At 71.1% G+C, this 26,255-nt stretch carries 25 protein-coding genes; 6 read left to right on the top strand and 19 right to left on the bottom strand.

The annotated features are described in order from the left end of the window. Positions 1-21: 21 nt before the first annotated feature. Together WFI16_RS10995 and WFI16_RS10990 are read left to right on the top strand one after the other, a co-directional pair. A complete protein-coding gene (locus WFI16_RS10995; protein ID WP_419897883.1) occupies positions 22-450 on the top strand; it encodes a Nif11 family protein in 429 nt (142 codons plus the stop codon). A 17-nt stretch (positions 451-467) separates the two neighbouring features. Continuing rightward, positions 468-743 carry a hypothetical protein gene (locus WFI16_RS10990; protein ID WP_419897882.1) on the top strand — a complete coding sequence of 92 codons (276 nt, stop codon included), beginning with the start codon at positions 468-470 and terminating at the stop codon, positions 741-743. Between the two features lie 37 nt (positions 744-780). On the opposite strand, the gene WFI16_RS10985 is transcribed toward WFI16_RS10990, so the two are convergent. From WFI16_RS10985 to WFI16_RS10950, 8 genes are all read right to left on the bottom strand, one after another. Continuing rightward, positions 781-1,848: an ABC transporter ATP-binding protein gene (locus tag WFI16_RS10985; protein ID WP_419897881.1), complete on the bottom strand. Its 1,068-nt coding sequence runs from the start codon at positions 1,846-1,848 to the stop codon at positions 781-783. Beyond that, complete coding sequence (locus WFI16_RS10980; RefSeq protein ID WP_419897880.1) at positions 1,845-2,846, bottom strand: ABC transporter ATP-binding protein; 1,002 nt, start codon at positions 2,844-2,846, stop codon at positions 1,845-1,847. The genes WFI16_RS10985 and WFI16_RS10980 overlap by 4 nt, the downstream gene beginning before the upstream one ends. After that, positions 2,846-4,279: an amidohydrolase family protein gene (locus WFI16_RS10975; RefSeq protein WP_419897879.1), complete on the bottom strand. Its 1,434-nt coding sequence runs from the start codon at positions 4,277-4,279 to the stop codon at positions 2,846-2,848. Before WFI16_RS10975 ends, WFI16_RS10980 begins: the two co-directional genes overlap by 1 nt. 32 nt (positions 4,280-4,311) lie before the next feature. Next, on the bottom strand, positions 4,312-5,904 hold the full coding sequence (locus WFI16_RS10970) for an ABC transporter substrate-binding protein (RefSeq protein WP_419897878.1): 1,593 nt from the start codon (positions 5,902-5,904) through the stop codon (positions 4,312-4,314). Between the two features lie 185 nt (positions 5,905-6,089). Then, positions 6,090-6,983: an ABC transporter permease gene (locus WFI16_RS10965; RefSeq protein WP_419897877.1), complete on the bottom strand. Its 894-nt coding sequence runs from the start codon at positions 6,981-6,983 to the stop codon at positions 6,090-6,092. A gap of 3 nt (positions 6,984-6,986) precedes the next feature. Then, positions 6,987-7,928, bottom strand: coding sequence for an ABC transporter permease (locus WFI16_RS10960; RefSeq protein ID WP_419897876.1), 942 nt, complete (start codon positions 7,926-7,928; stop codon positions 6,987-6,989). Positions 7,929-7,932: 4 nt separating this feature from the next. Continuing rightward, positions 7,933-9,594 carry an amidohydrolase gene (locus tag WFI16_RS10955; protein WP_419897875.1) on the bottom strand — a complete coding sequence of 554 codons (1,662 nt, stop codon included), beginning with the start codon at positions 9,592-9,594 and terminating at the stop codon, positions 7,933-7,935. Further along, positions 9,591-10,373 (bottom strand): class II aldolase/adducin family protein, encoded by a 783-nt coding sequence (locus WFI16_RS10950; protein ID WP_419897874.1) that lies wholly within the window; start codon positions 10,371-10,373, stop codon positions 9,591-9,593. The genes WFI16_RS10955 and WFI16_RS10950 overlap by 4 nt, the downstream gene beginning before the upstream one ends. Positions 10,374-10,724: 351 nt before the next feature. Here WFI16_RS10950 and WFI16_RS10945 point away from each other — a divergent pair, with 351 nt between their 5' ends. Next, positions 10,725-12,332, top strand: a complete 1,608-nt coding sequence (locus WFI16_RS10945; protein WP_419897873.1) for an ABC transporter substrate-binding protein — start codon at positions 10,725-10,727, stop codon at positions 12,330-12,332. 125 nt (positions 12,333-12,457) lie between these two features. Here WFI16_RS10945 and WFI16_RS10940 read toward each other — a convergent pair whose 3' ends face one another. From WFI16_RS10940 to WFI16_RS10925, 4 genes are all read right to left on the bottom strand, one after another. After that, positions 12,458-13,441 carry a glycosyltransferase family 2 protein gene (locus WFI16_RS10940; RefSeq protein WP_419897872.1) on the bottom strand — a complete coding sequence of 328 codons (984 nt, stop codon included), beginning with the start codon at positions 13,439-13,441 and terminating at the stop codon, positions 12,458-12,460. Beyond that, positions 13,438-14,349 carry a hypothetical protein gene (locus WFI16_RS10935; RefSeq protein ID WP_419897871.1) on the bottom strand — a complete coding sequence of 304 codons (912 nt, stop codon included), beginning with the start codon at positions 14,347-14,349 and terminating at the stop codon, positions 13,438-13,440. The genes WFI16_RS10940 and WFI16_RS10935 overlap by 4 nt, the downstream gene beginning before the upstream one ends. A 104-nt stretch (positions 14,350-14,453) precedes the next feature. After that, a complete protein-coding gene (locus tag WFI16_RS10930) occupies positions 14,454-15,224 on the bottom strand; it encodes a class II aldolase/adducin family protein (protein ID WP_419897870.1) in 771 nt (256 codons plus the stop codon). After that, positions 15,224-16,174, bottom strand: a complete 951-nt coding sequence (locus tag WFI16_RS10925) for a 2-hydroxyacid dehydrogenase (RefSeq protein ID WP_419897869.1) — start codon at positions 16,172-16,174, stop codon at positions 15,224-15,226. The genes WFI16_RS10930 and WFI16_RS10925 overlap by 1 nt, the downstream gene beginning before the upstream one ends. Before the next feature lie 317 nt (positions 16,175-16,491). Between WFI16_RS10925 and WFI16_RS10920 the strand changes: the two genes are divergently transcribed. Then, entirely contained in the window at positions 16,492-17,547 is a 1,056-nt protein-coding gene (locus tag WFI16_RS10920) for a glycosyltransferase 61 family protein (RefSeq protein WP_419897868.1), read from the top strand. 52 nt (positions 17,548-17,599) lie between these two features. Here the strand turns inward: WFI16_RS10920 and WFI16_RS10915 are convergent, their stop codons facing one another. From WFI16_RS10915 to WFI16_RS10905, 3 genes are all read right to left on the bottom strand, one after another. Beyond that, a complete protein-coding gene (locus WFI16_RS10915; protein ID WP_419897867.1) occupies positions 17,600-18,487 on the bottom strand; it encodes a DMT family transporter in 888 nt (295 codons plus the stop codon). Between the two features lie 145 nt (positions 18,488-18,632). Next, the gene (ggt, locus tag WFI16_RS10910; protein ID WP_419897866.1) at positions 18,633-20,336 is read right to left on the bottom strand and encodes a gamma-glutamyltransferase; all 1,704 of its coding nucleotides are present in this window, start codon (positions 20,334-20,336) and stop codon (positions 18,633-18,635) included. Continuing rightward, positions 20,333-21,082, bottom strand: coding sequence for a gamma-glutamyl-gamma-aminobutyrate hydrolase family protein (locus WFI16_RS10905; protein ID WP_419897865.1), 750 nt, complete (start codon positions 21,080-21,082; stop codon positions 20,333-20,335). The genes ggt and WFI16_RS10905 overlap by 4 nt, the downstream gene beginning before the upstream one ends. A 114-nt stretch (positions 21,083-21,196) precedes the next feature. Here WFI16_RS10905 and WFI16_RS10900 point away from each other — a divergent pair, with 114 nt between their 5' ends. Beyond that, positions 21,197-21,691 carry an ankyrin repeat domain-containing protein gene (locus WFI16_RS10900; protein WP_419897864.1) on the top strand — a complete coding sequence of 165 codons (495 nt, stop codon included), beginning with the start codon at positions 21,197-21,199 and terminating at the stop codon, positions 21,689-21,691. A 3-nt stretch (positions 21,692-21,694) separates the two neighbouring features. Here the strand turns inward: WFI16_RS10900 and WFI16_RS10895 are convergent, their stop codons facing one another. Next, positions 21,695-22,411 carry an aspartate/glutamate racemase family protein gene (locus WFI16_RS10895; RefSeq protein WP_419897863.1) on the bottom strand — a complete coding sequence of 239 codons (717 nt, stop codon included), beginning with the start codon at positions 22,409-22,411 and terminating at the stop codon, positions 21,695-21,697. Continuing rightward, positions 22,408-23,172, bottom strand: a complete 765-nt coding sequence (locus WFI16_RS10890) for a sulfite exporter TauE/SafE family protein (protein WP_419897862.1) — start codon at positions 23,170-23,172, stop codon at positions 22,408-22,410. Before WFI16_RS10890 ends, WFI16_RS10895 begins: the two co-directional genes overlap by 4 nt. Before the next feature lie 124 nt (positions 23,173-23,296). Here WFI16_RS10890 and WFI16_RS10885 point away from each other — a divergent pair, with 124 nt between their 5' ends. Then, the gene (locus WFI16_RS10885) at positions 23,297-24,127 is read left to right on the top strand and encodes a sulfite exporter TauE/SafE family protein (protein WP_419897861.1); all 831 of its coding nucleotides are present in this window, start codon (positions 23,297-23,299) and stop codon (positions 24,125-24,127) included. Here the strand turns inward: WFI16_RS10885 and WFI16_RS10880 are convergent. Next, on the bottom strand, positions 24,109-24,567 hold the full coding sequence (locus WFI16_RS10880; protein WP_419897860.1) for a MarR family winged helix-turn-helix transcriptional regulator: 459 nt from the start codon (positions 24,565-24,567) through the stop codon (positions 24,109-24,111). The two genes, WFI16_RS10885 and WFI16_RS10880, sit on opposite strands and share 19 nt — an antisense overlap. A 55-nt stretch (positions 24,568-24,622) precedes the next feature. Then, the gene (locus tag WFI16_RS10875; RefSeq protein WP_419897859.1) at positions 24,623-26,209 is read right to left on the bottom strand and encodes a YcjF family protein; all 1,587 of its coding nucleotides are present in this window, start codon (positions 26,207-26,209) and stop codon (positions 24,623-24,625) included. Positions 26,210-26,255: the final 46 nt, after the last annotated feature.

Below are 26,255 nucleotides of genomic sequence, written 5' to 3'. Positions count from 1 at the left end.
CTGCCTGGATAGGCTGCCGCCATGACCCGCCGCCTGCCTGCCCTGCTGATGCGCCTGCCGCCCGGCGGAGCCCCGGCCGCGCCGGCGCCGGCCGAATCGCTCGCGGCACTGCGGGCCGCCGGCTATGCGGTGGATCTGGCCAGCGTCCATGCCTTTCTCGACGCCGGCCGCGCCCGCCGTGCCTGCCCCTCTCCCCGCCAGGAACCGCCGATGACCGAGCTGCAACGCCTGCTGCAGGACCTGCCGCAGAACCCCGCCCTGCAGGCCAGCCTGGCCGCCCCCGGCCTGACGCTGGAGCAGGGCCTCGCCGCCGCCCGGGCGGCCGGCTACGCCGTCGATGCCGGGGAGGCGCAGCGTCTCCTGGCGGCGCGCGAGGGCGAGCTCTCGGCCGAGGAGCTCGACCGGCTGTCCGCCGGCGACCTGCTCGACCAGCCGCTGTTCAACAAGTAGTCCGCGAGGGGGGCGCGATGAGCCATGCCGAGATCGACCGGCTGCTGGCGGAGCTCGAGGCGCAGCTGGCGCTGCGCGAGGCGATGACCCGCCCCGGCGTGACGCTGGACGAGGCGCTCAGCCATGCCCGCGCCGCCGGCTATGCCATCGATCGCGGGGCGGTGCAGAGCTGGATCCTGTCGCGCCAGGGCGCGCTCAGCGAGGCCGAGCTGGATGCGCTGGCCGGCGGCGGCCTGCCCTCCACCGGCACGGGCGCGGGCGCCGCCTGGCTGCTGCGCTGGCGCGGGGCCTGAGGCCGGCGGCGGCGCCACGCCGCCGCCCCGGCTTGGTTCAGGCCGCCTTGCGCCGCGCCGCGTCGTAGAGCGCGAGCCGGCGCGAGGCCGCCTCGGTCAGCCCGCCGGTATAGTCGAGCCCGGCATCCGGCAGCGTCTCCGAGAAGTGGCAGGCCACCTGCTGGCCCTCGCCGATCGGGCGGAGCTGCGGCACCTCCTGGCGGCACCGCTCCTGCGCGAAGGGGCAGCGGGTGTGGAAGCGGCAGCCCGGCGGCACCGCCATCGGGCTGGGCACGTCGCCGCCGAGCGGCGTCACCCGCCCGCGCCGCGCCGGATCGGGATGCGGGATGGCGGCCAGCAGCGCCCGCGTATAGGGGTGGCGCGGCATGGCGAAGAGCTCGCGCTTGGTGCCGATCTCCATCACCGCGCCGAGATACATGACGGCGATGCGGTCGGCCATGTGCTTCACCACCGCCAGGTCATGCGCGATGAAGAGATAGGACAGGCCGAGCCGGGCCTGCAGGTCCTTCATCAGGTTGACCACCTGCGCCTGGATCGAGACGTCGAGCGCCGAGACCGGCTCGTCGCAGACCACCAGCTCCGGCTCGACCGAGAGGGCGCGGGCGATGCCGATGCGCTGGCGCTGGCCGCCGGAGAACTCGTGCGGGTAGCGCTCGGCATGGAAGGGCTGCAGGCCGACCAGCCGCAGCAGCTCCTGCACCTTGGCGGCGCGGCTGGCGGCATTGCCGATGCCATGCACCACCATCGGCTCGGCGATGGCATCGCCCACAGTCAGCCGCGGATTGAGGCTGGCATAGGGGTCCTGGAAGACGATCTGCATGCGCCGGCGCAGCAGCCGCATGGCGCCGCCGGTGACCTTGGTGACGTCCTGGCCGTCGAAGCGGATGCGGCCGCCGGTGGGCTCGATCAGCCGCAGCACCAACCGCGCCGTGGTCGACTTGCCGCAGCCGCTCTCGCCCACCAGCGCCAGGGTCTCGCCGCGCCCGACGCTGAAGGAGACGCCGTCCACCGCCTTCACCGCGCCGACCTGCTTTTGCAGGATCAGGCCCTTCTTGACCGGATAGTGCTTCTCCAGGCCGGTGACCTCGAGCAGGGGGGTGCTCATGCCGGCATCTCCATGGCCAGGGAATTCTCGACCGGGGCGCGCAGGCAGGCGGCCTCGTGGCCGGGCGCGATCTCGCGCAGGCTCGGCATGTCGGTGCGGCAGGGTCCGATCGCGAAGGGGCAGCGCGGGTTGAAGCGGCAGCCGGGCGGGAAGGCGAAGGGCGGCGGCACCGAGCCGTCGATCGCCAGCAGCCGCTCGCGATCCTCGTCGAGGCGCGGCACCGAGCCGAGCAGTCCGAGCGTATAGGGGTGCTGCGGGTCCTCGAACAGCTCGCGCGCCGTGGTGCGCTCGACCACCCGGCCGCCATACATGACGGCAACCTCGTCGGCCATCTCGGCGATGACGCCGAGGTCATGGGTGATCAGGATGATCGACATGCCCGTCTCCTGCTGCAGCTCGCGCAGCAGGTCGAGGATCTGCGCCTGCACGGTGACGTCGAGCGCCGTGGTCGGCTCGTCGGCGATCAGCAGCCGCGGCTCGCAGGCCAGCGCCATGGCGATCATGACGCGCTGGCGCATGCCGCCCGAGAGCTGGTGCGGGTACTCGTCGAAGCGCCGCTCGGGCGACGGGATGCGCACGCGCTTGAGGGCGGCGATGCCCTTGGCGCGCAGATCGGCGGCCGAGAGATGGCCGGAATGCACCTGCATCGCCTCGACCAGCTGGCGGCCGATGCTGTGCACCGGGTTCAGCGAGGTCATCGGCTCCTGGAAGATCATGGCGATCTGGCCGCCGCGCACCTGGCGCATCTCGCTGGTGGAGAGCTGCAGCAGGTCGCGGCCCTCCAGCAGCACGCGGCCCTCAATGGTCTTACCCGGCGGCGGCACCAGCCGCATGATCGAGAGCGACAGCATCGACTTGCCGCAGCCGCTCTCGCCGACAATGCCCAGGGTCCGGCCGCGGGGGACCGACAGGTCGACGCCGTCGACCGCACGCACCAGGCCGGAGGAGGTTTTGAAGACCGTGCGAAGGCCTTCGATACGCAGAAGATCCGGCTGCATCACGCCCATCGAAAAGTGGGAGGGGAAATCTTGTCGACCGGGCGATGCGCCCAGTCCTGCTGCGGCGCCCGCGCGATGATTCTCTTCTGGGCCTCATCGAGATGCGCGGCGGCACCTTCGTAGTCCATGGTCAGCACCTTGCCATCCTTCACGACAGCCTGGCCGTCGATATGCACCGAGCGGATGGCGCGGTCGCCCGCCGCGTAGATCAGGCTGCGCATCGGGTCGCGGGCCGGGCGCATCTGCGGATGCGTCACATCGACCATGACGAAATCCGCGCGGCAGCCGGGGGCGAGCCGGCCGATATCGTCGCGGTTCAGCGCCTGGGCGCCGCCGATGGTCGCCGCATCGAACAGGTCGGTCGAGCTCAGGCTGCGCGGGTCCTCGGACTGGGTCCGGGCCAGGTAGGAGACCAGCCGCAGCTCATCGAGCATGTTGTGCGGATAGGTGTCGGTGCCCACGCCCATGTTGACGCCGCGCTTGCGGTAGCGGCCGAAGCTGCGCATGGCGATGCCGCGGCGGGCGAAGACCGTCGGGCAGTGGGCCACCGTGGTGCCGGTCGCGGCAAGGCGATCCAGGTCGTTCTCGGTGTGCCACTTGGTGCGCGGATGATCGTCCAGAAAAATGCCGTGGCCGATGATGGAGCGCTCGGAGAGCAGGTCCATGCTGTCGAGCCAGCCGATCGGCGTGAAGCCGCTGCGGCGGGTGATCTCGTGGAATTCGTGCACGCTCTGCGCCGCGTGGATCTGCCAGGACAGGTTCCGCTTGGCGGCTTCCTGGAAGCTCTCGCGCAGCAGGGTCTCGGAGCAGGTGTCGATCTGCGCCGGCACCACCATGCCGAAGAGCCGGCCCGAGGGGTGCTGCTCGGCGCGCTCGATCAGGCTGAAGGCCTCGGCCATCGACTTCTCGCCGGCGGCCTCGTCCCAGGCATATTCGACCGTGTGGCCGTTCTTGGTGGCCCAGCGCGCCGAGCGGAACATCGGCGCGATGCAGACCCGCATGCCGCTCTCGCCCAGCAGGTCGAGCCAGCCGGGATGCGCCATGGAGAGGTCGGCCACCGTGGTCACGCCGGAGAGCAGCAGCTCCGACAGGGCCACGCGGACGCAGGAGGGCACCGCCTCCGCATCCGCCCGGAAGATCGGCATGTATTCGTAGAGCGAGGAATTGTAGAGGCCGGGGGAGCCGATCTCGTCGATCAGCCCCTTGTTCATCGGCTCGGAGGAGGGGTGGCAGTGGATGTTCACCAGGCCGGGCATGACCATCATGCCCTTGCCGTCCAGCACCTCGTCGGCCGGGCCGTCATAGCCGCGGCCGACGAAGGTGATCTGGCCGTCGCGGTAGGCCACCTCCGCATCCGTGAGATAGATGTGCTGCTTCTCGGTCGCGTCCCAGGCGATGACCAGGTCGGCGTTGCGGATGACGGTGGTGGCCATGTCCCTGCCCTTTCCTTCTTCTTGCTTCTAGATCAGCGCGTCAGCCGCAGGTCGAGGCCCTTGTAGAGGCCCGCGCCGTAGATGCCGTGCGCCCGCGCGCCCTCGACCCGCTGGGAGGAGGCCACGTAGAGGTTCTCCCGCGCGATCGGGAACCAGACGTTGTTCTGCGCGATGATGCGCTGCGCCTCGCCGATCGCGGCGGCGCGCGCCTCGGGGGCCAGCGCGGTCTTGGCGGTGGCCAGCAGCTCGTTGGTGCGCTGGTCGTTCCAGTTCATGCGGTTCGGCGTCGGCCGGTTGGCGCCGTCGAAGTAGAGCGCGAAGCCGTCGGTCGCCGAGATATAGGGATAGGACATGACGAAGCTGTCGAATTCCTGCGTCGCCAGCTTGCCCCAGGCCACCGTCGCGTCCCAGAGCTGGATGCGCAGCTCGATGCCGACGCGGCGCAGGTCGGCCTGCATCGCCTCGGTCAGGCGGCGCCACTCGGCGTTCTGGATGCCATAGACGTTGAAGGAGGCGCGCTCGCCATCCTTGAAGCGGATGCCATCCGGGCCCGGCACCCAGCCGGCCTGGTCGAGCAGCTTCTTGGCGGCCTCGGGGTCGAAGCCCGGCACCAGCTTGGCGGCCTCGGCGTCATAGCCCAGCGTGTTCGGGTTGACATAGGCGTCGGCCGGCTGGGCGGCGCCGAAGAACACGGCCTTGACCATGGCCTCGCGGTTGATCGCCATGTTGACGGCGCGGCGGATCACCGGGTCGTCGACCACCGGCTTGTCGACCTTGAAGCCCAGGAAGAAGTCCCAGAAGTAGTTCGGCTGGGTCGCCACCTTGACGGTCGGCACCCGCTGCAGCTGGGCCACCGCGAAGGGCGGGATGTACTGGGTGATGTCGCCCTGGCCGGTCTGCAGCGCGGCGAGGCGGGTGTTCGCCTCGGGGATGATGCGCCAGATCACCCGGCCGATCTGCGGCGTGCGGTTCTGGTAGATCGGCGGGCCCCAGGTGTAGTTGGGGTGGCGCGTCAGCACCATGTCCTGGCGCGGCGTCCAGCTGGCCCAGCAATAGGGGCCGGTGCCGTTGAAGCCCTGCACGCCGAAATTGGCGCCCAGCTTCTCGACATTGTCCTTGTCGACGATCGAGGCGAAGAACAGGGTGAGCTGGTAGAGCAGCTCGCCATAGGGCTCGGTCAGCTCGTATTCGACGGTGTAGGGGTCGACGGCGCGCACCTCCTTCACCGGGCCGGCGCGCCAGCGCACCGGGCTGCGGGTCTCGGGCGCGATCCAGCGGTTGATCGTGTAGACCACGTCGGCCGCGGTCATCTTCTTGCCGTCGCAGAAGGTGACGTCCTGGCGCAGCTTGAAGGTGTAGAGCTTGCCGTCCGGGCTGACCGTCCAGCTCTCGGCCAGGCCGGGGCGCACCGTCTTCTGGTCGAAGTCGAGCGAGACCAGCGTGTCGGACATCATGTAGATGACCTCGCCGGCGCTGCGCGCGGTGGAGCGCGCCGGGTCGTAGCGGTCGGCATCGTATTCGCGCAGCACGACCAGCGTGTCGCGCGGGGCAGCCTGGGCCAGGGCATCGGCGACGGGCGCCACCGCGGCCAGCGACAGCATGGCTGCCGCCAGGGTCTTCTTCATCACGCCTCTCCTGCGGATCCCTCTCAGGGGACCCGTTCTCGCTGAAAGGATCGGGCCCACCCGCGCGGGCCGCGCCAAACCGTCCGGGCCTTCTTGACCCTGGTGCCGGCGGGGATCGGGGCGAGCCCCGCCGGAAAGCTCGATGGTCCGGTCCGCCGACAGGCGGACCGGACCCGCAAAAGGAATCAGCTGCGCAGCCGGGGGTCGAGCGCGTCGCGCAGCGCGTCGCCCAGCACGTTGAAGGCCAGCACCACCACGAAGATCAGCACGCAGGGGATGACCGCGATATGCGGGGCGAAGAACAGGAAGTTGCGGCCCTCGGAGGCCATGGCGCCGAGCTCGGCCAGCGGCGGCTGGGCGCCGAGGCCGAGGAAGGACAGCGCCGAGCCCAGCAGGATCACCTGGCCGAAGCGCAGCGTCGCGAAGACGAAGATCGGCGACAGGCAGTTCGGCGCCAGATGCCGCAGGATCAGCCGCGCGTCGCTCATGCCGGTCGAGCGCGCCGCCTCGATATAGTCCATGCGCATGACCACCAGCGCGGCGCCGCGGACGATACGCGCCATCAGCGGCACGGTCGCGACCGAGAGCGCCAGCACGACCGCCGGGATGCCGGGGCCGAAGATGGCGGCGATGGCCAAGCCGAACAGGATCGCCGGGAAGGAGAGCAGCACGTCCATCAGCCGCATCAGCAGCCCGTCGATGCGGCTGTAGAAGGCGGCGGTGAAGCCGATCAGCGCGCCGACCAGCCCGCCCAGCACCACCGAGGCCAGGCCCATCGTCATGGTCACCCGCAGCCCGTAGAGCAGGCGGGTGATCATGTTGCGGCCCTGGCTGTCGGCGCCGAGCGGCAGGCCCTCGGTCCCCGGCACCGCCATGGCATTCGCCAGGTCGTTGTCGAAGGGATCGGTCGGCGCCAGCCAGGGGGCGAAGACCGCCGCCGCGATCAGCAGCACGACCAGGGCGAAGGCGATCGCCGCCACCGGCTCGCGCAGCAGGCGCTTCAGCATGCCCGGGCGCTTCGGCATCGAGGCCGCAACGGGGGTCGCCGCCGTGGCCGCCGTGGAGTTCACGCTGGCCATGACTCAGTGCCCCCGCATGCGCGGATCGAGCGCGACATAGAGCACATCGACCACCAGATTGACGATGATGAAGCCGAGCGACAGCACGATGATGGTGCCCTGGGCCATCGGGAAGTCGGAGGACAGGATGGCGCCGACCGCCAGCCGCCCGACGCCCGGCCAGGAGAAGACCGTCTCGGTGACCACCGCGCCACCGAGCAGAAAGCCGATCTGCAGGCCGATCAGGGTGACGACCGGAATCAGCGCGTTGCGCAGCGCGTGGTGCAGCACCACGGCGCCCTCGCCCAGGCCCTTGGCGCGGGCGGTGCGGACATGCTCGGCGCCGAGCACCTCCAGCACCGCGGTGCGGGTCATGCGGGCCACCGGCGCGATGAAGGTGCCGCCGAGCGTCAGCGCCGGCAGCGCGATGGCCTGCCAGCCCTCGACCGTCCAGAGCGGACCGCCGCGGCCGGTGAAGGGCAGCAGCTGCCACTGGAAGCCGACATACCAGATCAGCATCAGGCCGAGGAAGAACACCGGCACCGAGCCGCCGGCCACCGAGAAGGCGGTGACCGCGCGGTCCAGCACCGAGCCGCGCCAATAGGCGGCGACGGTGCCGAGGCTGATGCCGATCGGGATCGACCAGAACAGCGAGGCGAACATCAGCTCCAGCGTCGGGCCGATGGTCCCCGCCAGCTCCTGGGTGACGGAGACATTGTTGATGATGGAAACGCCCAGGTCGCCCTGCAGCAGCTTCCACAGATAGATGCCGAACTGGACGTAGAGCGGCTGGTCGAGGCCGAGCTCGCGCCGGATCTCGTTGACCAGCTCCACCGTGGCGGTGGGGCCGGCGCGGACGATGGCAGGGTCCGTCGGCACCACCTGCATCAGCAGGAAGCCGATCAACAACACGCCCAGCATGACCGGGACGGTCAGCAGCAGGCGTTGCAGCACATGACGCAACATGGATTTAGTCCGCAGCCCCAGCCAGCGCCGCGGCTTCGCCATGGCGATCGAAGATGGCACGGCCGCCGCGGAGGGTGATGTCCGCCTTGGTCGTGAGAATGTCTTCCGGCGCACACGCGAAAAGATCGCGCGAGAAGACGGCGATATCGGCCTGCATGCCCGGCTCCAGCGTGCCGCGGTCGCCTTCGGCGAACTGGGCATGCGCGCCGCACCAGGTGTAGCAATGCATCGCCTGCTCCGGCGTCAGCACCTGGTCGGCGCCGAGCACGGTGCCGCGGTTGGTCTTGCGGGTCACCATGGCATAGAGGTTGATGAAGGGGTCCACCGTGCAGACCGGGCTGTCCGAGGAGGCGACCGGATGGTGGCCCTCATCGAGCCAGGTGCGCATCGGATAGGCCACCTCGGTGCGCTCGAGGCCGAGGTTCTTCACGTAGAGATCGCCGAACTCGTACATGAAGACCGGCTGCGGCACCGGGATGATGCCGTGCTTCAGCATCCGCCGCCGCTGGTCGCGGTTGAGGAAGCCGCAATGCTCGATGCGGTGGCGGCGGCCGTCGATCGGCATCTCCGCCGAGCTCGCCTGCTCCATGCCGACCAGCACCTGCTCGATCGCCGCATCGCCGATGGCGTGGATGTCGAGCTGCCAGCCCTGGGCGTGGAACTTGGCCAGCAGGGCGTGCATCTTGTCGTCGGGGAAGCAGAAGATGCCGGTGCCGCCGCCGGCGCTTTCCAGATAGGGATCGAAGAAGGCGGCGGTCAGGCCACCGGCGGAACCGTCGCCGAACACCTTGACGGCGCCCCAGGCCAGCAGCTCCTCGGCCGCCTCGCCGCGGGCGAAATTGGGGCGGAGCCCGGCGGCATAGGCCTCGTCGGCGATGCCTTCCGGATTGCCGGCCAGCACCTGCCACATGCGCTGCAGCAGGCGCCCGTCGGCGGCGGCACGGCGGAAGGCGCCGATCTCGGCCATGCCGGCGGTCATGCCGACATTCATGTCGGAGGCCGAGGCGAAGCCCATCCCCGCCAGGTTGCGCCCGGCCGCCTCGATGGCATCGACCATCTGCGCTTCCGACGGCGGCGGCATCCTGTCGCGCACCAGGCGCATCGCCCGCTCGGCGAAAAGGCCGGTGAGCTTGCCGCCCTTGCGCTCGATGGCGCCGCCCTCGGGGTCGGGGGTGTTGTGGCTGACGCCGGCCAGGCGCAGCGCCGCGGTATTGGCGACGGCGACATGGCCGCAGGTGCGGGTGATGAAGACCGGATGGTCCGGCGCCGCGCGGTCCAGCTCCTCGGCCAGCGGGTGGCGGCCGATATCGAGCTCGCCATGGTCATAGCCGCGGCCGAGGATCCACTGGCCCTTCGGCGTCGCCTTGGCGGCCTTGGCGATGCGCGACAGCACCTCGTCGAGGGTGCGGACCTCCTCGGCGCGGAGGTTCACCTGGCTCAGGCCGAGGCCGTAGGAGAGCAGGTGCATATGCGCTTCATTGAGCGCCGGGGCGGCGACGCGGCCGGCCAGGTCGATGCGCTTCGTCGCCGCACCGGCGGCGTCCGCGACGCTGGCAGCATCGCCGACCGCCAGAACGCGCCCGTCCTTGATGGCGATGGCCTCGGCGAAGCCGCCGTTCAGGCCGCGGAAGATGCGGCCGCCGGTGATGAGGAGGTCGGCGCTCATGCGCGCCAGTCCAGCCTGCTGCCCTCGATCAGCCGCAGCGCCGAGGCCCAGGCCCATTCGCTGTGCGCCAGCGACTTCTCGGGATTGCCGTTGAACTGCGCGGCGGTGCGCTGGCGGACTTCCTCGGGCGGCAGCACCAGCTGGTCGAGGCCGCTGCCAGAGAGGGCGGCCACCTGCGCCTGGCAGGCGCGCTCCAGGTAGTAGATCAGGTTGAAGGCCTCGGGGATGCTGCGCCCGGCGACCAGCAGGCCGTGGTTCTGCAGGATCATCGCCTTGTGCGGGCCGAGATCGGCGACCAGCCGGTCGCGCTCGTCGAGGTCCAGCGCGATGCCCTCATAGCCGTGATAGGCGAGATGGCCGTAGAACTTCAGCGCATGCTGGCTGATCGGCAGCAGCCCGTGCTTCTGCGCCGAGACGGCGATGCCGGCGGCGGTGTGGGTGTGGACGACGCAGAAGGCGTCCTCCTTCGCCATGTGCAGTGCGGAATGGATGGTGAAGCCGGCGGCATTGACCGGCTTGGACTCGCCGTCTTCCTCGACGACATTGCCGTGCAGGTCGATCTTGACGAGGTCGCTGGCGCGCATCTCGTCGAACAGCACGCCATACTTGTTGATCAGGAAGTGGTGCTCGGGGCCCGGCACGCGCGCGCTGATATGGGTGTAGATGAAGTCCGTCATGCGGAAATGCGCGACCAGGCGATACAGCGCCGCGAGGTCGCAGCGGACGCGCCACTCTTCCTCGGAGCAGGCAAGCCGTGCCGGCGGCGTTGCGATGTTCATGAGCCCCAACTCCCTTTGTCGGAGGGACTGTCCAACGCCGCGCTTGGCCGCGTCAACCGGGCTTGGGAGTTGTGCAACGCAGCACGAAACGGACTTGCCCGTGCTCCAGGCAAATCCGTGCTTTACGCGCCCAAGGCAGGGGCATTTCGCTGCACTGCGGCGAAACAGGCTGCGCGCCCTGCGATACCGCCCGAGGATGGACCCGTCCGGCCAATCCCGCAACCGGCAGCGCAACATTTTTGTCGGGCCCCAAGTTGCTGCCACCCTGCTGCAAACTTCGCGACCCTGATAGGGTGAAACGACGCGGAATCGCCGCCCCCTCGCCAGCCTCTCGCAAGGATGCCCCTCGCCGTGCTCCAGCGCCTTCACTCCGCGTCGCGCCGCGCGCTTCTGTCAGTCGGCCTCGCTGCCACGCTGCCCTTCGCCCTGGCGCAGGCCCAGACCGCGCCGGCGCCTACCGGCACGCTGCGCGTCGTGCTCAGCAATGAGCTGACCAGCATCGACCCGGTGGTCTCCACCGCCGCCTTCGTGCGCAACCACGGCTTCATGGTCTACGACCAGCTCTTCGCGCTCGACGGCAAGGGCCTGCCGCAGCCGCAGATGGTCGGCGCCCACACCGTCTCGGCCGATGCCATGACGCATCGCTTCACCCTGCGCGAGGGCCTGGCCTTCCATGACGGCCAGCCGGTGCGCGCCGCCGATGCCGTCGCCTCGATCCGCCGCTGGGGCGCCCGCGACGTGGTGGGCAAGGCGCTGCTCGCCGCCACCGCCTCGCTCGACGTGGTCGACGAGCGGACCTTCGAGCTGAAGCTGTCGCGCCCCTTCGGCCCGGTCGTCGAATCCCTGGCGCGCGCCACCGGCAGCGCCCTCTTCGTCATGCCCGAGCGCATCGCGCAGACGCCGGCCACCACCGCGATCACCGATCCGACCGGCTCCGGGCCCTTCATCCTCGATCCCGGCGCCTGGCGCATCGGCGACCGCACCGTCTATCGCCGCAACCCGAACTACCGCCCGCGCCCCGAGCCCGCCAGCGGCCTGGCCGGCGGCAAGGTGGTGAAGATCGAGCGGCTGGAATGGATCGCCATGCCGGACGCCGCCGTCGCCGGCAGCGCGCTGACCAATGGCGAGATCGACTTCATCGAGCACCCCGCCCCCGACCTGCTGCCGCTCCTGCAGCGCTCCCGCGGCGTCACCGTCGGCCTGATCAACCCGATCGGCAGCATGGTCTGGCTGCGCCTGAACCACAGCCAGCCGCCCTTCAACGACCCGCGGGTGCGCCAGGCGCTGCTGCACGCCATCGACCAGAAGGAGGTGCTGCAGGGCATGGGCATCCCGGCCGCCGACCAGGTGCCTTATTGCCCGGCCTATTTCATGTGCGGCACGCCGATCGAAAGCGCCGCCGGCGCCGTCGGCCTGCGCGACGCCGATCCGGAGAAGGCCCGCAGCCTGCTGCGCGAGGCTGGCTATGCCGGCCAGCCGGTGGTCTTCCTCGACGCCGCCGACAACCCGCTGAACCACGGCGCCACCCTGGTGCTGGCCGAGCAGTTCAAGCGCGCCGGCCTGGCCATGGACGTGCAGACGCTGGACTGGGCCACCGTCACCGTCCGCCGCAACCGGCGCGAGGCGCCGGGCCAGGGCGGCTGGAACGCCTTCGTCACCATCGCCAACGCGCTGGACGCCGGCAACCCGCTGTCCAACTTCTACCTGGCCAGCCCCTGCGAGGGCGGGCTGACCGGCTGGCCCTGCGACACCAAGCTGGAAGAGCTGCGCCGCGCCTGGTGGGAAGAGGCCGACGCGACCAAGCGCGCCGCCCTCCTGGAGGCGGTCCATGCCCGCGCCTACGAGGTGCTGCCCTATATCAATGCCGGCCAGTTCCGCACGCGCTCGGCCTGGCGGAGCAACCTCTCGGGGATCCTCGCCGCCACGGTGCCGGTGTTCTGGAACGTCGAGCGGAAGTAGGGGCAGGTTTCTGGAAAAGGCTGGGGGAATGAATTCCCCCAGACCCCCATCTTCTTTCTGTCTGTCGGCGGTTCGGCGACCGGCGCATCAACGGCGCTGTCGCCCGGGCATCGCGGCGGGGCGCGTCAGGGCCTGGGCGGGCGCGTGTTGTTCTCCCGCAAGGCATCCTCGGAGACCCACATCGCCTGCTGCCGGGCGCGCACCAGGGCATCGCGGCTGTCGAGCAGCTGCGACAGGAAGGTCGCCGACCCTGCCTGCAGCAGCGCCGTCACGCGCTCCACCTCCTCCGGCGGGATGAGGCCCCGCTGCCCGGCATGGCGGGTGTCCTTCTGCATCGCCCGGAGGGCCGAGAGGTGCCGCAGGCTCCAGCCGAAGCTCCGCGTCGACCTGTTCTGCAGGTCCGCCAGCGCCTTGGAGCCCTGCCGGTCGTGCCGGCGGTACTGCAGCAGCGGCTCCTCGGTGAGCCAGAGCTTCCCCAGCAGGGCCGCGCGGAAGGCCTGCACGCGGTCATGGCTCGAGGGAATGAAACGCGAGTCCAGCGGGGCGAAGGCGTCGTGGATCATCCGGTGGAAGGCATAGCGGGCGCCGACGAGGACCCCGTTCCCCTGCGGCGGGATGCAGCGATCGACGGCGAGCCAGCCGGTCCGGAAGCCCTCCACCGGCGCTTCCGGCGTGACCGTCTCCGTGGCGCCGTCCCGCACCTCGACCGCGCTGACGATCAGCGCGGCGCCCTGTTCGCGATGCAGCGCCAGCAGCCGGGCCATCCGGCCGGGCAGGCTGACATCATCGCCATGCGCCTCGACCAGGAAGTCGCAGCGGGCCAGCCCGATCAGCCGGCCCAGATGATCGATGCCGGCCCTCTCCTGGGATGCCAGCAGCCGCAGGGCATGCGGTCCGCGATAGTCCCGGCAGGCCTCGATCGCCCGCTGCAGGGTGCCATCCGTCGAGGCGTCGTCGGAGATGATCACCTCCATCACGCAGCCCTGCTGCGCCAGGACCGACGCGATCGCCTCCGCCACCATGCTCTCGGACATGTAGACCGGCATCAGCACGGTGAGCTCCGGCGGGGCGGCCGGTTCGTGCCGGAGGATTTCCGCGCCAGGCTTCATCGCCGCATGTCCCTGTAGGCCGGAAAGAACGAGCCCGGCGACCGGCCACGGGCCAGGGAGGCATAGGCCGCGGGGTCGAGGATCGCGCCCAGGAGATGCACGGGCGCCGTCCGGTTCGACCACCGGGACTTGAAGCGCGCAATGCCCGGCCCGTCGGCGGAGGATGGCGCGCCCCCCAGATAGACCCGCCCGTCCCGCGACCAGTCGCGCAGGGCGGTCTCGACCAGCAGATAGGTCGCGCAGCTGGGCACGGCGCGCGGCAGGGACAGGAGATGCAGCAGATGCGTCTCCCCCGCCGCGCGGAGGGCCACCAGCAGGGCGGCCGGCCCCTCCGCATCCACCGCCGCCATGACGGCGACGCCCTCCATCCCGGCCAGGGCGGCGAAGTGCTCGGGCGGCACGTCGGCATAGCCGCTCAGCACGCGCCGCGCCCGCAACGCGGCCTGGAAGACGGGGCCCAGCGCCGCGAGCCGATGGGCCGGAAGGGCCTCGATCCTGCAACAGCGGCCGGCCCGGGCCAGGTTCCGCCGGGTCCTGGGCCCGGGGGCGGGGCGCGGCAGCAGCGGGTCCAGCACGAAATGCTCCTTGAGCGGCCGGACCTCCGCCCAGCGGCGCAGCGCCGCCAGGGCGGCCTCGTCCTCGTCCGGACGGATGAACAGGGTGAGGGAGACCAGCCCCTCCTCGCGCAGGCGGGCGAGCAGCCCGGCGAAGGCCTGCGCGGTCGGCGCGCCGCCATAGGGCCAGGGGCCGACGGCATCGCGCAGGCCGGTTCCGGGGATCTCCCGGATCATCAGCGGCATGCCGGATGCGCCGGGGTCGCGCGCCTCGCCCAGATGCGGCAGCGACCGGCAATAGGCCAGGGTCGTCAGGGGCAGCCCCGCGACGGAGGGGGCAAAGTCGGCAGGCATGATGCGGGATGTTTCCCCTGGGGCGCCTGCCTCCCTAGCACGGCGCTCCCCGGGGAGAGGAGGCGCAGCGCGGCCGGGGCCGCGCTGCTGCCGCTTTCCGCGCCTCAGTCGCGATAGTCCGGCTGCTCCCGGTCCATCTTCCGCTTCAGCGCCTGCCACGGCAGCCAGCCCTTCACCGGCGAGTCCTTCGCCTGGGCGCGCACGCGCTCGACCATCTCGGCCGGCGGCAGGGAGAGCGCGACGCCGGTGGACTGGGCGGCGACCTGGATGCGGCAGGACTGCTCCAGGTAGTACATCCAGTAGAAGGCCTCGCCCACCGTGCGGCCGATGGTCAGCAGCCCGTGGTTGCGCAGGATCAGGCAGGGCTTGTCGCCCATGTCGGCGACGATCCGCTCGCGCTCGCCCAGGTTGTCGTCGGCGGCGATGCCCTCGTAGTCATGGATCGCGACCCGGTCGTGCAGCTCCATGTTCATCTGGTTCAGCGGCAGCAGCCCGCCGGCCTGGGCGGCCACCGTCATGCCGGCCAGGGTGTGGGTGTGCATCACGCACTGCGCCCGCTCCACCGCGCGGTGCACGGCGGAGTGGATGACGAAGCCGGCCGGGTTCACCGGCCAGCTGGTCGGCTGCAGCGGCTCGCCCTCGGCATCCACCGCGACCAGGCTGGAGGCGGTGATCTCCTCGAACATCAACCCGTAGGGATTGACCAGGAAGCGGTGCCCCTCCCCCGGGATCCGCACCGAGAGATGGGTATAGACCAGGTCGGTCATGCCGAAATGCGCCAGCAGCCGGTAGGCGCAGGCGAGGTCCTCGCGCAGCTCCTGCTCGGTGGCCTGGCGGTTCGGGTCGGGGCGGACGGGTGGCGGGGGCAGCGGCATCAGTAGCCTCGCTCGGGATCGAAGAGATTGGGCAGCGGCCGGCCGGCCTCGAAATCGGCGATGGCGCCGGCGACGTAGCGGGCGCGGTCCATGCGGCTGGGCAGCGAGGCGGCGTGCGGCGTGACGATGATCTTCGGATGCGCCCAGAGCGGGCTGTCGGCCGGCAGCGGCTCGACCTCGAAGACATCGAGCACGGCGCCCGAGAGATGGTTGGAATCGAGCGCCGCCAGCAGGTCGGGCACCACCAGATGCGCGCCACGCCCGGCATTGACCACCGCCGCGCCCTTCGGCAGCTGGGCCAGCAGGCCGGCATTGATCAGCCCGGCGGTCTCGGGGGTCGAGGGCAGCAGGCAGACCAGGATGTCGGTGCTGGCCAGGAAGGCGGGCAGCTCGGCCGCGCCGGCGAAGCTGACCACGCCCGGCAGCTCCTTGCGCGAGCGCGCCCAGCCCTGCACCTGGAAGCCGACGCCCTGCAGCATGCGCGCCGCCTGGCTGCCCAGATTGCCCATCCCCATGATGCCGACGCGACGCTGCGGCGCGGTGAAGCAGCCCTCGCGCACCGACCAGGTCTTCATCGCCTGGCCGATGGCATAGTGGCGGGTGTCGCGCAGCAGCGACAGGCAGGACCAGACGATGAACTCGCCCATGCGCTGGGCGACCGCGTCGCCGCCCATGCGGACCAGCGGCAGGTGGCGCGGCCAGTCAGGGTCGCAGGTGATGTGGTCGACGCCGGCGGCTGAGGAGAACACCACCTTCAGGTTCGGCAGGGTCTTCAGCCAGCCGGGCTTCGGCTCCCAGACGACCACATAGTCCACCGCCTCCGGCGCCACGCCGGCATCTTCCCACCAATGCGCACTGACCCGCGGGTCATGGGCCTGGAATCCCTCGCGCCATTCCGGCACGGCCGCCTCGCCGCCCGACTTCACCAGCACCGTCACCACGTCCCGCATACCCTCTCCTCAAGCGGCCGGAGCCTGCCCGCGGGGCGCCGCCGCGTCCAGGGGCCGGGGGGCGGGGCAGCGGGGCTTTCTCGCCTCCGCGCGTGGCGTGCCGCCAGCGCTCTGCCCAGGATGGACAAAATATGGGCAATGCGGCCGGCGCCGCCGTACCGGCATCCCCTGCCCCGCCGCTTCCGGCATGAGGATGGCGGGCGAAGCCGCCGCCAACCAGGAAGTGGATCGGCGGCCCGGCAAGACATCCGATCTATTTCCCCCGCGGAGGGTCTGCTAATCATCATTTCGATTGAACAACTTTTAGCGGGGGGCCGATGATGCTGCTGAGCGCGACCGATTTTCTCGAACGGCATAGGCAGGTCGTCTTCGGCGACCGGATCTGCGTGTCGGCGGCCGGTCCGATCCAGCATGCGCGCGACTGCCTGCTGTTTCCCAACATCTACGCCGAGGAAGTGCCGCAGTGGTGGCTGCGGCGGGAACAGGGCGTCTTCGACAGCGACCTCAACCATATCGAAAGCCAGTCGGATCGCCGGCAGGACCGCCTCATCTGGTGGCCCGGCGCCGCGATCGCCAAGCGCCTGAAGCAGGACGCGTCACCCAGGACGGAAGAAGCCGCCATCTATGGCGGGACGATCTACGACCATTTCGGCCATTTCCTGCTGGATTCCCTGTCGCGGGTCTACAACATCGTCAGCTCGGCGCGCTTCGACGGCATGGACATCCTGTTCCACGAATACCGGCCCCATGGACGGCCGAGCCTGCTGCTCAGCCAGAAGTATATCGACATCCTCGAGCATATCGGCCTGGACGCCGGCAGGGTGCGGACGATCGAGCAGCCGGTGAAGATCCGGAACCTCGTCCTTTCGGATTCGATGTTCTTCGACGGGCTGTTCGCAGCCAGGAACTTCTTCAGGACCGCCAGGAGCGCGGGCGGCGCGACAGGCCGGGGGGGAGCCTTCATCTCACGCTCCCACCTCAAGGCCGGTACCTCCGAGGTCAGGAACTCGCTGGAGGTCGATGCCTGCGCGCGTGACCACGGGCTCGCCGTCTTCCATCCCGAAACCATGAGCTTCAGGGAGCAGATGCAGATCCTGAGCGACCATGATTACGTATGCGGCATGCCGAGCTCCTTCTTCCACCTGAAGATATTGTCCCGGTTCAGCACGCCGCTGTACTTCCTGATCCCCTCGGTCGAGGAAGCACTCCACATCAATTTCCTCAATCTGGACGTGGCCTTGGCGTTCGGGGACAGGTTCTTCCTCGTGGACTCCGAGAAGGTCGCGCCTTCGCCCGGCTTTGTCAGGGCCTTCACCTGCAGCCTCGATTCCCTTCGCCAGGGGTTCTCGGCCATCCGGCAGGCCCAGCCTTAGGACAGCGGCCGGGACGCTCCGGAGCGCAGGGCCTCGCGCAACCCTGATGCGGTCAGCGCGGCCTGCCGCGCAGCTGCTGCTCGCGCAGGAAGATGAACAGCCCGGCGCCGATGATGATGGCGGCCCCGGCCATGGTGAGCGGGCTCAGCACCTCGTCAAAGAACACAAAGCCGAACAGCATGCCCCAGAGGATCAGCGTGTACTGGTAGGGCACCACGGCGGAGGCCGGCGCGATGCGCAGCGACTGGTTGACGCAGAGATTGCCGACCAGCGAGCCGACGCCCAGGAACAGCATCAGCACCAGATCGACCGGACCCGGTGCCACCCAGCCTTCGAGGGCGACGAAGACGGCGCCGAAGAGCAGCGCCGCGGTCAGCTGGTAGGTCATCAGCACCTCGCCGCGGGTGCTGGCCAGCTTGCGGGTGGCGACCATGAAGCAGGCGTAGCTGAAGCTGCCGGCGAGCGCGCAGACCGCGCCGAAGCCGAGGCTGCCCGGCGAGGGGTGGAGTGCGAGGATCACGCCGCCGAAGCCGACCGCCACCGCGGTCCAGCGGCGCCAGCCGACCTGTTCGCCGAGCAGGAAGGGCGAGAGCGCGGTGACGTAGATCGGGCCGGCCATGTAGTAGGTCATCACCTCGGCCAGCGGCAGCTCGGTCAGCGCCCAGAAGAAGAGCGAGGTTTCCAGCGTCGAGAAGGCGATGCGCAGCAGCTGGATGCCGGGGCGGGCCGGGCGCAGGAAGGGGATGGGCCCGACGCGGCGGATGAAGGGCGCCATGACGCAGAGGCCGGAGATGCTGCGCACCAGCAGCAGCTGGCCGACGGAATAGGCGCCGACGAGCCACTTCCCGAGGGTGTCGTTGACGGCGAAGAACAGCACCCCCAGCAGCATCAGGGCGATGCCGCCGGAGGCGCCGGAAGGCAGGCGCAGGCGTAGAGACACAGCGATCTTCCCGTGCGGCCCTTCTCACCCGGCGTTGGGGGGAGCCGACGAGGTGGTGCTTAGCGTGGAATGCTGGCGCGCGGCAGCACGGACAGAAAAAAGATGGGGGTTCCAGGGGGAATTCATTCCCCCTGGCCTTTGCTTTCTAGCGGCGCCCGACTTCCGGATCGAAGCGCACATCCGCCCGCGCCAGCCCGCCCGAGATGCCGACCGGCGTCCCATCCGCGCGCCAGCAGGCCGCCCCCTCGATCATGCCGTTATCATGGAAGCGCACCGCGCCCATGCCGCCGCCGATATGCTTCATGCGCTGGACCTTGTGGCCGAGCGCCGAGAGTTCGGCGTCCCGGCGGGTGTCGATGGTGGGCTCGAGCTCCAGGGTATGGCCATTGGTCCAGATGCGCGGCGCCTCGACGGCGTCCTGCAGCTCCATGCCGTGGTCGATCAGGTTGATCACCGCCTGCATCGCCGAGCCGAAGATGCGCAGGCCCCCGGGCAGGCCGAGCGCGAAGACCGGCTTGCCGTCGCGGCGGACGATGGTCGGCGCCATCGAGGTGAAGACGCGCTTGCCGGGCGCCACGGAGAGCGCCTTGCCCGGATGCGGGTCGAAATTGAACATGTAGTTGTTGGCGATCAGCCCGGTGCCGGGGATCGAGAAGCGGGCGCCGAACAGGCTGTTGATCGTCTGGGTGGTGGCCACGATGTTGCCGGCGGAATCGGCCACCGTGACATGGGTGGTGTTGGCCGATTCCGCCGGCGGAATGCCCGGGGTCCAGTCCTGCGCGGCATCGAGCTTCAGCAGGGCGCGGCGCTCGGCGGCGTAGTCCTTCGCGGTCAGGCGCTCGACGGGGACCTTGATGAAGGCCGGGTCGGCCGTCGCCACGCCGCGGTCGGCGAAGGCCATCTTCAGCGCCTCGGCCAGGAGATGGATGGTGGCCGCGCTGCCGGAGCCGAGCGCGCCGAGGTCGTAGCCCTCCAGCAGGTTCAGCATCTGCGTCATGTGCACGCCGGCGGAAGAGGGCGGCGGCGGCGCCAGCACCTCGAAGCCACGATATTTTCCGACGATCGGGGCGCGCTCGATGACGGCATAGGCCTCGAGGTCGGCCAGGGTGATGAGGCCGCCGCTGGCCGCCATGTGGTCCGCCAAAGCCCGGCCGATCTGCCCGCCATAGAGGACGGCGGGCCCCTGCTCCGCCATCATCCGCAGGCTGTCGGCGAGCTGCGGCTGGCGCAGCAGGCTGCCGGGCTGCGGCGGCGCACCGCCGGGCAGGAAGGTGGCGGCGAGGCCGGGATCGCGCGCCAGGTCGGCCGCCGCGTCGGTGATGGCGCCGGTCAGATAGGCGGTGACCCGGAAGCCCTCGGCGGCGGCGCGGATGGCGGGGCGCAGCACCTCGGCCAGCGGCAGGCTGCCGTGCTCGGCCAGCGCCTTGCACCAGCCGGCCAGCGCGCCGGGGACGCCCATGGCGAGCACGCCCACCGCGTTCTTCCGCCCCTCGGTCTCCTGGTAGTCGGGCAGCGTGTCGGAGAGCGGGCGGTACATGTCGGCACTCGCCGCCGCCGGCGCGGTGGACAGGCCGTCCAGCACGACATGCCGGCCATCGGCCAGGCGGAGATGGGCGACGCCGCCGCCCAGCGTGCCGACCATCATCGGCTCGACCACGGTCAGGGTGAACAGCGCGGCGATGGCGGCGTCGATGGCATTGCCGCCGGAGAGCAGCATCTCGGCGCCGGCGGCCGAGGCCACCGGATGGTTGGTCACCACCATGCCCTTGCTGGCCAGCGCCGGCTGCTTCTCGCGGGCGAAGAGGCTGCCGGCGCGGTCGCGCCAGGCGGTGGAGGGCGAAGAGGTCATGGGGCAATCCCGCTGCAGGCGGCGCCGAAGGCGCGGAAAAGGGCGGTGCTCGGCGCATCCTGGTCGAAGCGCCATTCGGGGTGCCATTGCACCGCGAGCTGGAAGCCGGTGGCCGCGATGGGCCGCAGCGCCTCGACCGTGCCATCGGGGGCCAGGGCCTCGACGGCGAGCCCATCGGCCACGCGGTCGACGCCCTGCATGTGCACCGAATTGACCGGCATGGCGGCAAGCCCGGTGACGGCGCGCAGCAGCCCCTCGGTCGCGACCATGTGGCGGTGGGCATAGCGCTCGGCGGCGGTGCTGCCCTGGCCGCGATGATCCTGGCGGCCCGCGACCTGGTGCAGCCGGCCATGCAGGCTGCCGCCGAAGGCCACGTTCATTTCCTGCAGCCCGCGGCAGATCGCCAGCACCGGCAGGCCGCGGGCCAGCGCCGCGCGGATCAGCGGCAGGCTGCTGGCGTCGCGGTCGGGATCTTCCAGCTCGCCCTCGGGCGCGGCGGGGCCGCCGTAGAGGGCGGGCTGGACGTTGCTGGGCGAGCCCGGCACCAGCAGCCCGTCGAGGCGCTCCAGATAGCCCTCGGCCTCCTCGGCGCCCATCGGCGGCAGCAGCACCGGGCGGACGCCGGCGCCCTCGGCCAGGGCGGTCATGTAGCGCGAGGGGGTGGCGTGCTGCCAATGGCCGCCGAGCTCGCGGTGGCAGGCGGGCACGCCCACCCAGGGGCGGCGGGCGGCAGGGAGGGCGGTCAAGGCGGCGGCGTCTCCGCGGATCGGCAGGGCAGACAGGCTCGCGCCGCGCTGCCGGCTTGTCCAGGGGGGGCGCCTCGCTACATCTGGCCGGGCAATGACCACGGAGCCGCTCGCATGAGCCAGGACGACACCGCCGCCCTCCAGGCGCTGGCGGGCAGGATCTTCGACGCGGCGCGGGCCGGCGACACGGCGCTGCTCGAGGATGCGCTGGCGCATGGCCTGCCGCTGGAGATCCGCAACGAGCGCGGCGACGGGCTGCTGATGCTCGCCGCCTATCACGGGCGCGAGGCGGCGGTGCGGCTGCTGCTGGCGCGCGGGGCCGATCCGAACCGGGCGAACGACCAGGGCCAGCTGCCGCTGGCCGGCGCCGTCTTCAAGGAGGCGACGGGCGTGGTCGAGGCGCTGCTGCAGGGCGGCGCGCAGCCCGACGCGGTGGGGCCGGACGGGCGCACCGCGCTGATGCTGGCGGCGATGTTCAACCGCGACATGCTGGTGCAGCGGCTGCTCGATGCCGGGGCGGACAAGGAGCGGCGCGATGCCTCCGGCAAGACGGCGGCCGAGATGGCGCGGTCGATGGGGGCGAGGAACGCCCTCGCCCTGCTGGAATAGCCCCTACCGGCCGGCCCAGCGCAGCGCGGCCAGGGCCAGGGCGTCGATGGTGTCGATCAGCGGCAGGCCGATCTCGGCATGCGGACCGGCCAGGATGCCGAGCGGGATCTCGGTGCAGCCCAGCACCACCGCCGCGGCGCCGCGCGCCTTCAGGGCCGAGGCCGCCTCGGCCAGCGGCGCATAGGCCTGCTGGACGTCATTGGCCTTGACCAGGGCGATGCCCGGCGAGACCAGCGCCGCCATTTCCGCCTCGGTCGGCAACAGGCAGGAATAGCCGCGGGCCTCGAGCCGGTCCTGGTAGAGGCGCATCGCCAGGGTGCCGGCGGTGCCCATCACCCCGATCGGCCCGGACAGGATGCCCTGGCGCGCCAGCTCGTCGGCGGCGGCGTCGACGATGTGCAGGATCGGCAGCGCGGTCGCCGCCTGCATCGCCGTGAACCAGCCATGCGCGGTGTTGCAGGGGATGGCGATGGCGCCGCAGCCGGCCGCTTCCAGCCCGCGGATGCCGCGCACCAGCCAGGGCAGCGGGTCCTCGCCGCCCGCCAGGCGCGCGGCGCTGCGGTCGGGGATGCGCGGATCGGACCAGAGCAGCGCCGGCAGGTGGTCCTGGTCGCGCGCCGCCGGCGTCAGCAGGGTGAGGCGCAGCATGAACTGCGCGCTGGCCAGCGGCCCCATGCCGCCGAGCACGCCGAGAAAAGCCGTCTCAGGAAAAACGCTCACAGCCCCACCCCATCCGCCACCAGCTTGATGCCGGTGACCGCCAGAAGAACATGGATCACCCGATAGAAGACCTTGTCGCTGATGCGACCCTGCAGCCAGACGCCGAGCCGGACGCCGACCGGCGCCAGCGGCAGCAGCACCAGGCTGGTCAGCAGGTTGGTGGCGCTCCATTGCCCGAGCGCCGCATAGGGCACAAGCTTCACGTAGTTCACCACGCCGAAGAAGACGACGGTGGTGGCCGCCAGCTGGGCGCGCTCCAGCCGCAGCGGGTAGAGATAGACGGCCAGCGGCGGCCCGCCGGCATGGGCGATGGTGCTGGTGAAGCCGGAGACGGTCGACCAGAAGCCGCCGCGCCAGCGGCTGGGGGCTGCCGGCGGCGGCAGGGTCCCGCGCCGTGCCAGCCACAGGCTGCGCGCCAGGAAGGCCAGCGCGATGCCGCCCACCATCAGCCGGGTCATGCGGTCGCTCATGGCGCCGAAGGCCAGGCTGCCGAGGAGGATGCCGAGCAGCCCGCCGGGGATGATCGCCAGCATCTCGCGCTTGCTCCAGCGCCCCCACCAGGCGCGCAGCCCGGCGATATCCATGGCGCAGAGCACGGGGAGCGAGATGGCGGCGGCCTGCGGCGCTGGCAGCAGCAGGGCCATGGCGGGAACCGAGAGATTACCGCCGCCGGAGGCGAAGCCGCCCTTGCTGATGCCGGTGAGCAGCAGGGCGGGCACGGCGAGCGCGTAGAACCAGGGATCGGTGATCAGGGGAGGCATCGGGAGGGCACGGGCTGACGGAACCGGACAGGGGGTGTAAGCAGCTCAGGCGGCGAAGCCCGCGAACCACGAAACTGCAGCCCAGCCTGCAACGTCCAGACCCCGCCGCCAAGGTATCCCCTGCATGGAACATATGTCCGACCCGCTCTGGCTCGCGGGCCTCGCGCTCGCCATGGCGCTGACCGGCCTGCTCTCCGGCACCCTCGCGGGGCTGCTCGGCGTCGGCGGCGGCATCGTCATCGTGCCGGTGCTGTTCAACGTCTTCCCGCTGCTCGGCATCCCCGAGGCGGTGCAGATGAAGCTGGCGGTGGGCACCAGCCTGGCCACCATCATCCCGACCTCGATTGTCTCGGCGCGCAAGCACCACGCCAAGGGCGCCATCGACATGGCGCTGCTGAAGGCGATCTGGCCGTCGATGATCCTCGGCGTGGTGCTGGGCACCATCCTGGCGATCTGGCTGAAGGGCGATGCGCTGTCGGCGGTCTTCGCCACCATCGCGCTGCTGGTGGCGCTCAACATGGGGCTGACCGGGGTCGACTTCAAAATCCGCGAGACCACGCCGCGCGGCCCCGGCCTCTGGGGCATCGGCGGCTTCATCGGCACGGTCTCGGCGATGATGGGGATCGGCGGCGGCACGGTCGGCGTGCCGATCCTGTCGATGTTCGGCACGCCGATCCGCTCGGCCGTCGCCACCGCCTCGGTCTTCGGGCTGATCATCTCGATCCCGGCGACGCTCGGCTTTCTCTACGGCGGCTGGGGGGTGGCGGACCTGCCGCCCTTCTCGGTCGGCTATGTCAACCTGGTCGGCTTCGCGCTGATCGTGCCGAGCTCGATCCTGGCGACGCCCTGGGGCGTGCACCTGGCGCACACCATCCCGCCGCTGATGCTGAAGCGCGCCTTCGCCGTCTTCCTGGCGATCACCGCGGTGCGGATGTTCTACGCGCTGTTCTCCTGACGCGGCAGGCCGGGGCGGTGGCCGGCGAGCTTGCTCATCGCCGCCGCCGCCTGCTGCAGGGCGGCGCGCTCGGGCGGCGCCAGGATTTCGGCCATGGCGCGCTGCAGCCAGGCGCAGCGCGCCGCCAGATCCTCGGCCAGAGCGCCGCGGCCGCGATCGGTGAGCGCGATGACGATCTCCCGCCGGTCGGCCTGGCTGCGGCGGCGGGCGATGCAGCCGCCGCGCTCCAGCCCGGCGATCAGCCGGGTCAGCGACTGCGCCTGCAGCCCCTCGGCCTCGGCCAGGCGGGTCGCCGGCATCGGCCCCTGCCGGCTCAGCGTGCCGAGCAGCGCCATGCCGGACAGCGAGAGGCCGCCGGCCGGCTGCTCCGTGCGCAGCCGCCGCGCCAGCGAGAGCACCGCGCGCAGGATCGCCGCGGCCTCCTGGTCCTCGACCGTCATGCAAGCCTCCGCTGGCCCGATGCGTCTCCCCGACGCCGGCGAGCCTAGCACGGCTTCAGCCGCGCGGGGGTGCCTTCTCCTTCTCGCCCCAGCTTTCCCAGAACTTGCGGAAGCCCTCGCGCAGCTCGTCGCCGGCCGGCATGTGGCCTTTCGCGGCATGGAAGCGGCAGAGATATTCGGTGAAGCCGTAGCCCAGGCCATAGGTGGCGCTGCCGGCGACGGCGGCGGTGATGGCGCCACCGGCGATGCTGCCGATGCCGGGCACCAGCTTCAGCACCTGTCCGGCGATCATCCGCCCGCCGGCCGAGGTGGCCAGGGCGCCGGCCAGGCTCGCCGCCATGGCGATCATGCTGTCGCGGTCCATCGAGACGCCCATGGCCACCGCGATGCCGGCCACCATGCCGACATTGATGGCGAAGATGCCGGCGGCATCCGCCAGCGGGATCGGCACCGCCGCGGCGCCGGCCGCCGAGGCCGCGGCGCCGGCCGCGATCTTCATGGCGCGCTTGCGCTTGCGCTCGACATCGACCCGCTGCGCCGCGATGAAGGCGGCCTGGCGCGCCTCGGGCAGGATCCGCTCGGTGGCCTGGATCAGGGCGTCGAGGCCGAAGGGCGGGCGGTCGTCCCAGTTCTCGGCCAGCACGCGGACGATGGCGCGGGCGGCCGGCAGCTCGCGCCGCACCACCTCCTCGAAGGCGCGCGGGCCGATCGCCTTGGTCAGGATGACCAGCGCCGGGATGCCGTGGCGGGCGCAGAGCTCGACCACGGCGCGCTCCCCCGCCTCGACGCGGGCGCCGGGCTCGGAGATGCAGAGCCACAGGATATGCAGCCGCTGGTCGAAATCACCGGAGGCATTGCCCTTCTCGATCTCCGCCTCCAGGGCGGCCAGGGTGGCGGAGAACTCCGCCATCTCCAGCCCCTTGGTGTCGCAGAGCCGCAGCGGCAGCTGCGGCGGCTCGTACCAGGCGATGTCCTGGGTGACGGGGCGGCCCATGCCGGTCAGCGCCACCTGGTCGCCGAAGACGGCATTGACCAGCGTGCTCTTGCCCACGCCCGTCTTGCCGGCGATCAGGATGTTCACCCGTCCCATGCGGCGTCGCTCCTCCTCGGCCTTCTGCTGGAAATCCGCAAACAGCGGGTTGTTGCCGACCAGGCCGCGCAACGCCTCGAAGACCGCGGTCGCCGAGGCCAGCCGCCGGCCCGCGCCGGCCTTGCGCGCCAGCACCGGCGCCGGCGGCGCCAGGCCCAGACGCTGCGCCCGCCGCAGCCGCTCCTGCCGCAGCCCGGCCACCGCCAGCGCCAGGGCCTGCAGCGGCGCCGGGTCGGTGATCGACAGCCGGGCCAGCACCTCGGCCTCGAGCTCGGCCAGGGTGGCGCGGCCCGGCACCGGCTGGTCGGCGGCGAGCAGCGCGGCGGCGGCGAGATCGGCCTGCGGCTCGCCGAAGCCGCCGGCCTCGGCGAGGCCGCGGCCCAGATGCTCCAGCGCCTCGGCCAGCAGATGCGGCGCGCCGGGCGGCGGCGGCGGATGGGCGGGGTCGGGGCCGAGCCGGCGCAGCGCCGCCTCGACCGGCGCCAGGGCGGCGGCGGGGACGGCCAGGAACAGGCCAGGCAGGTCGAGCAGCAGCGAAGCAGGGTGATCCATCGGCCAGCCGGTTGCGTTCAGCCCCCAGGCTAGCAAACTGGGTCGA

Source organism: Roseomonas sp. USHLN139, from assembly GCF_037145735.1.
Taxonomy (GTDB): domain Bacteria; phylum Pseudomonadota; class Alphaproteobacteria; order Acetobacterales; family Acetobacteraceae; genus Pseudoroseomonas.
This window is presented reverse-complemented; position numbering and strand designations above follow the sequence as displayed.

Bases quoted from the DNA above. Each gene is read 5' to 3' on its own strand.
- WFI16_RS10995 (WP_419897883.1), top strand. From the start codon at position 22: ATGACCCGCCGCCTGCCTGCCCTGCTGATGCGCCTGCCGCCCGGCGGA.
- WFI16_RS10990 (WP_419897882.1), top strand. From the start codon at position 468: ATGAGCCATGCCGAGATCGACCGGCTGCTGGCGGAGCTCGAGGCGCAG.
- WFI16_RS10985 (WP_419897881.1), bottom strand. From the start codon at position 1,848: ATGAGCACCCCCCTGCTCGAGGTCACCGGCCTGGAGAAGCACTATCCG.
- WFI16_RS10980 (WP_419897880.1), bottom strand. From the start codon at position 2,846: ATGCAGCCGGATCTTCTGCGTATCGAAGGCCTTCGCACGGTCTTCAAA.
- WFI16_RS10975 (WP_419897879.1), bottom strand. From the start codon at position 4,279: ATGGCCACCACCGTCATCCGCAACGCCGACCTGGTCATCGCCTGGGAC.
- WFI16_RS10970 (WP_419897878.1), bottom strand. From the start codon at position 5,904: ATGAAGAAGACCCTGGCGGCAGCCATGCTGTCGCTGGCCGCGGTGGCG.
- WFI16_RS10965 (WP_419897877.1), bottom strand. From the start codon at position 6,983: ATGGCCAGCGTGAACTCCACGGCGGCCACGGCGGCGACCCCCGTTGCG.
- WFI16_RS10960 (WP_419897876.1), bottom strand. From the start codon at position 7,928: ATGTTGCGTCATGTGCTGCAACGCCTGCTGCTGACCGTCCCGGTCATG.
- WFI16_RS10955 (WP_419897875.1), bottom strand. From the start codon at position 9,594: ATGAGCGCCGACCTCCTCATCACCGGCGGCCGCATCTTCCGCGGCCTG.
- WFI16_RS10950 (WP_419897874.1), bottom strand. From the start codon at position 10,373: ATGAACATCGCAACGCCGCCGGCACGGCTTGCCTGCTCCGAGGAAGAG.
- WFI16_RS10940 (WP_419897872.1), bottom strand. From the start codon at position 13,441: ATGAAGCCTGGCGCGGAAATCCTCCGGCACGAACCGGCCGCCCCGCCG.
- WFI16_RS10935 (WP_419897871.1), bottom strand. From the start codon at position 14,349: ATGCCTGCCGACTTTGCCCCCTCCGTCGCGGGGCTGCCCCTGACGACC.
- WFI16_RS10930 (WP_419897870.1), bottom strand. From the start codon at position 15,224: ATGCCGCTGCCCCCGCCACCCGTCCGCCCCGACCCGAACCGCCAGGCC.
- WFI16_RS10925 (WP_419897869.1), bottom strand. From the start codon at position 16,174: ATGCGGGACGTGGTGACGGTGCTGGTGAAGTCGGGCGGCGAGGCGGCC.
- WFI16_RS10920 (WP_419897868.1), top strand. From the start codon at position 16,492: ATGATGCTGCTGAGCGCGACCGATTTTCTCGAACGGCATAGGCAGGTC.
- ggt (WP_419897866.1), bottom strand. From the start codon at position 20,336: ATGACCTCTTCGCCCTCCACCGCCTGGCGCGACCGCGCCGGCAGCCTC.
- WFI16_RS10900 (WP_419897864.1), top strand. From the start codon at position 21,197: ATGAGCCAGGACGACACCGCCGCCCTCCAGGCGCTGGCGGGCAGGATC.
- WFI16_RS10890 (WP_419897862.1), bottom strand. From the start codon at position 23,172: ATGCCTCCCCTGATCACCGATCCCTGGTTCTACGCGCTCGCCGTGCCC.
- WFI16_RS10885 (WP_419897861.1), top strand. From the start codon at position 23,297: ATGGAACATATGTCCGACCCGCTCTGGCTCGCGGGCCTCGCGCTCGCC.
- WFI16_RS10880 (WP_419897860.1), bottom strand. From the start codon at position 24,567: ATGACGGTCGAGGACCAGGAGGCCGCGGCGATCCTGCGCGCGGTGCTC.
- WFI16_RS10875 (WP_419897859.1), bottom strand. From the start codon at position 26,209: ATGGATCACCCTGCTTCGCTGCTGCTCGACCTGCCTGGCCTGTTCCTG.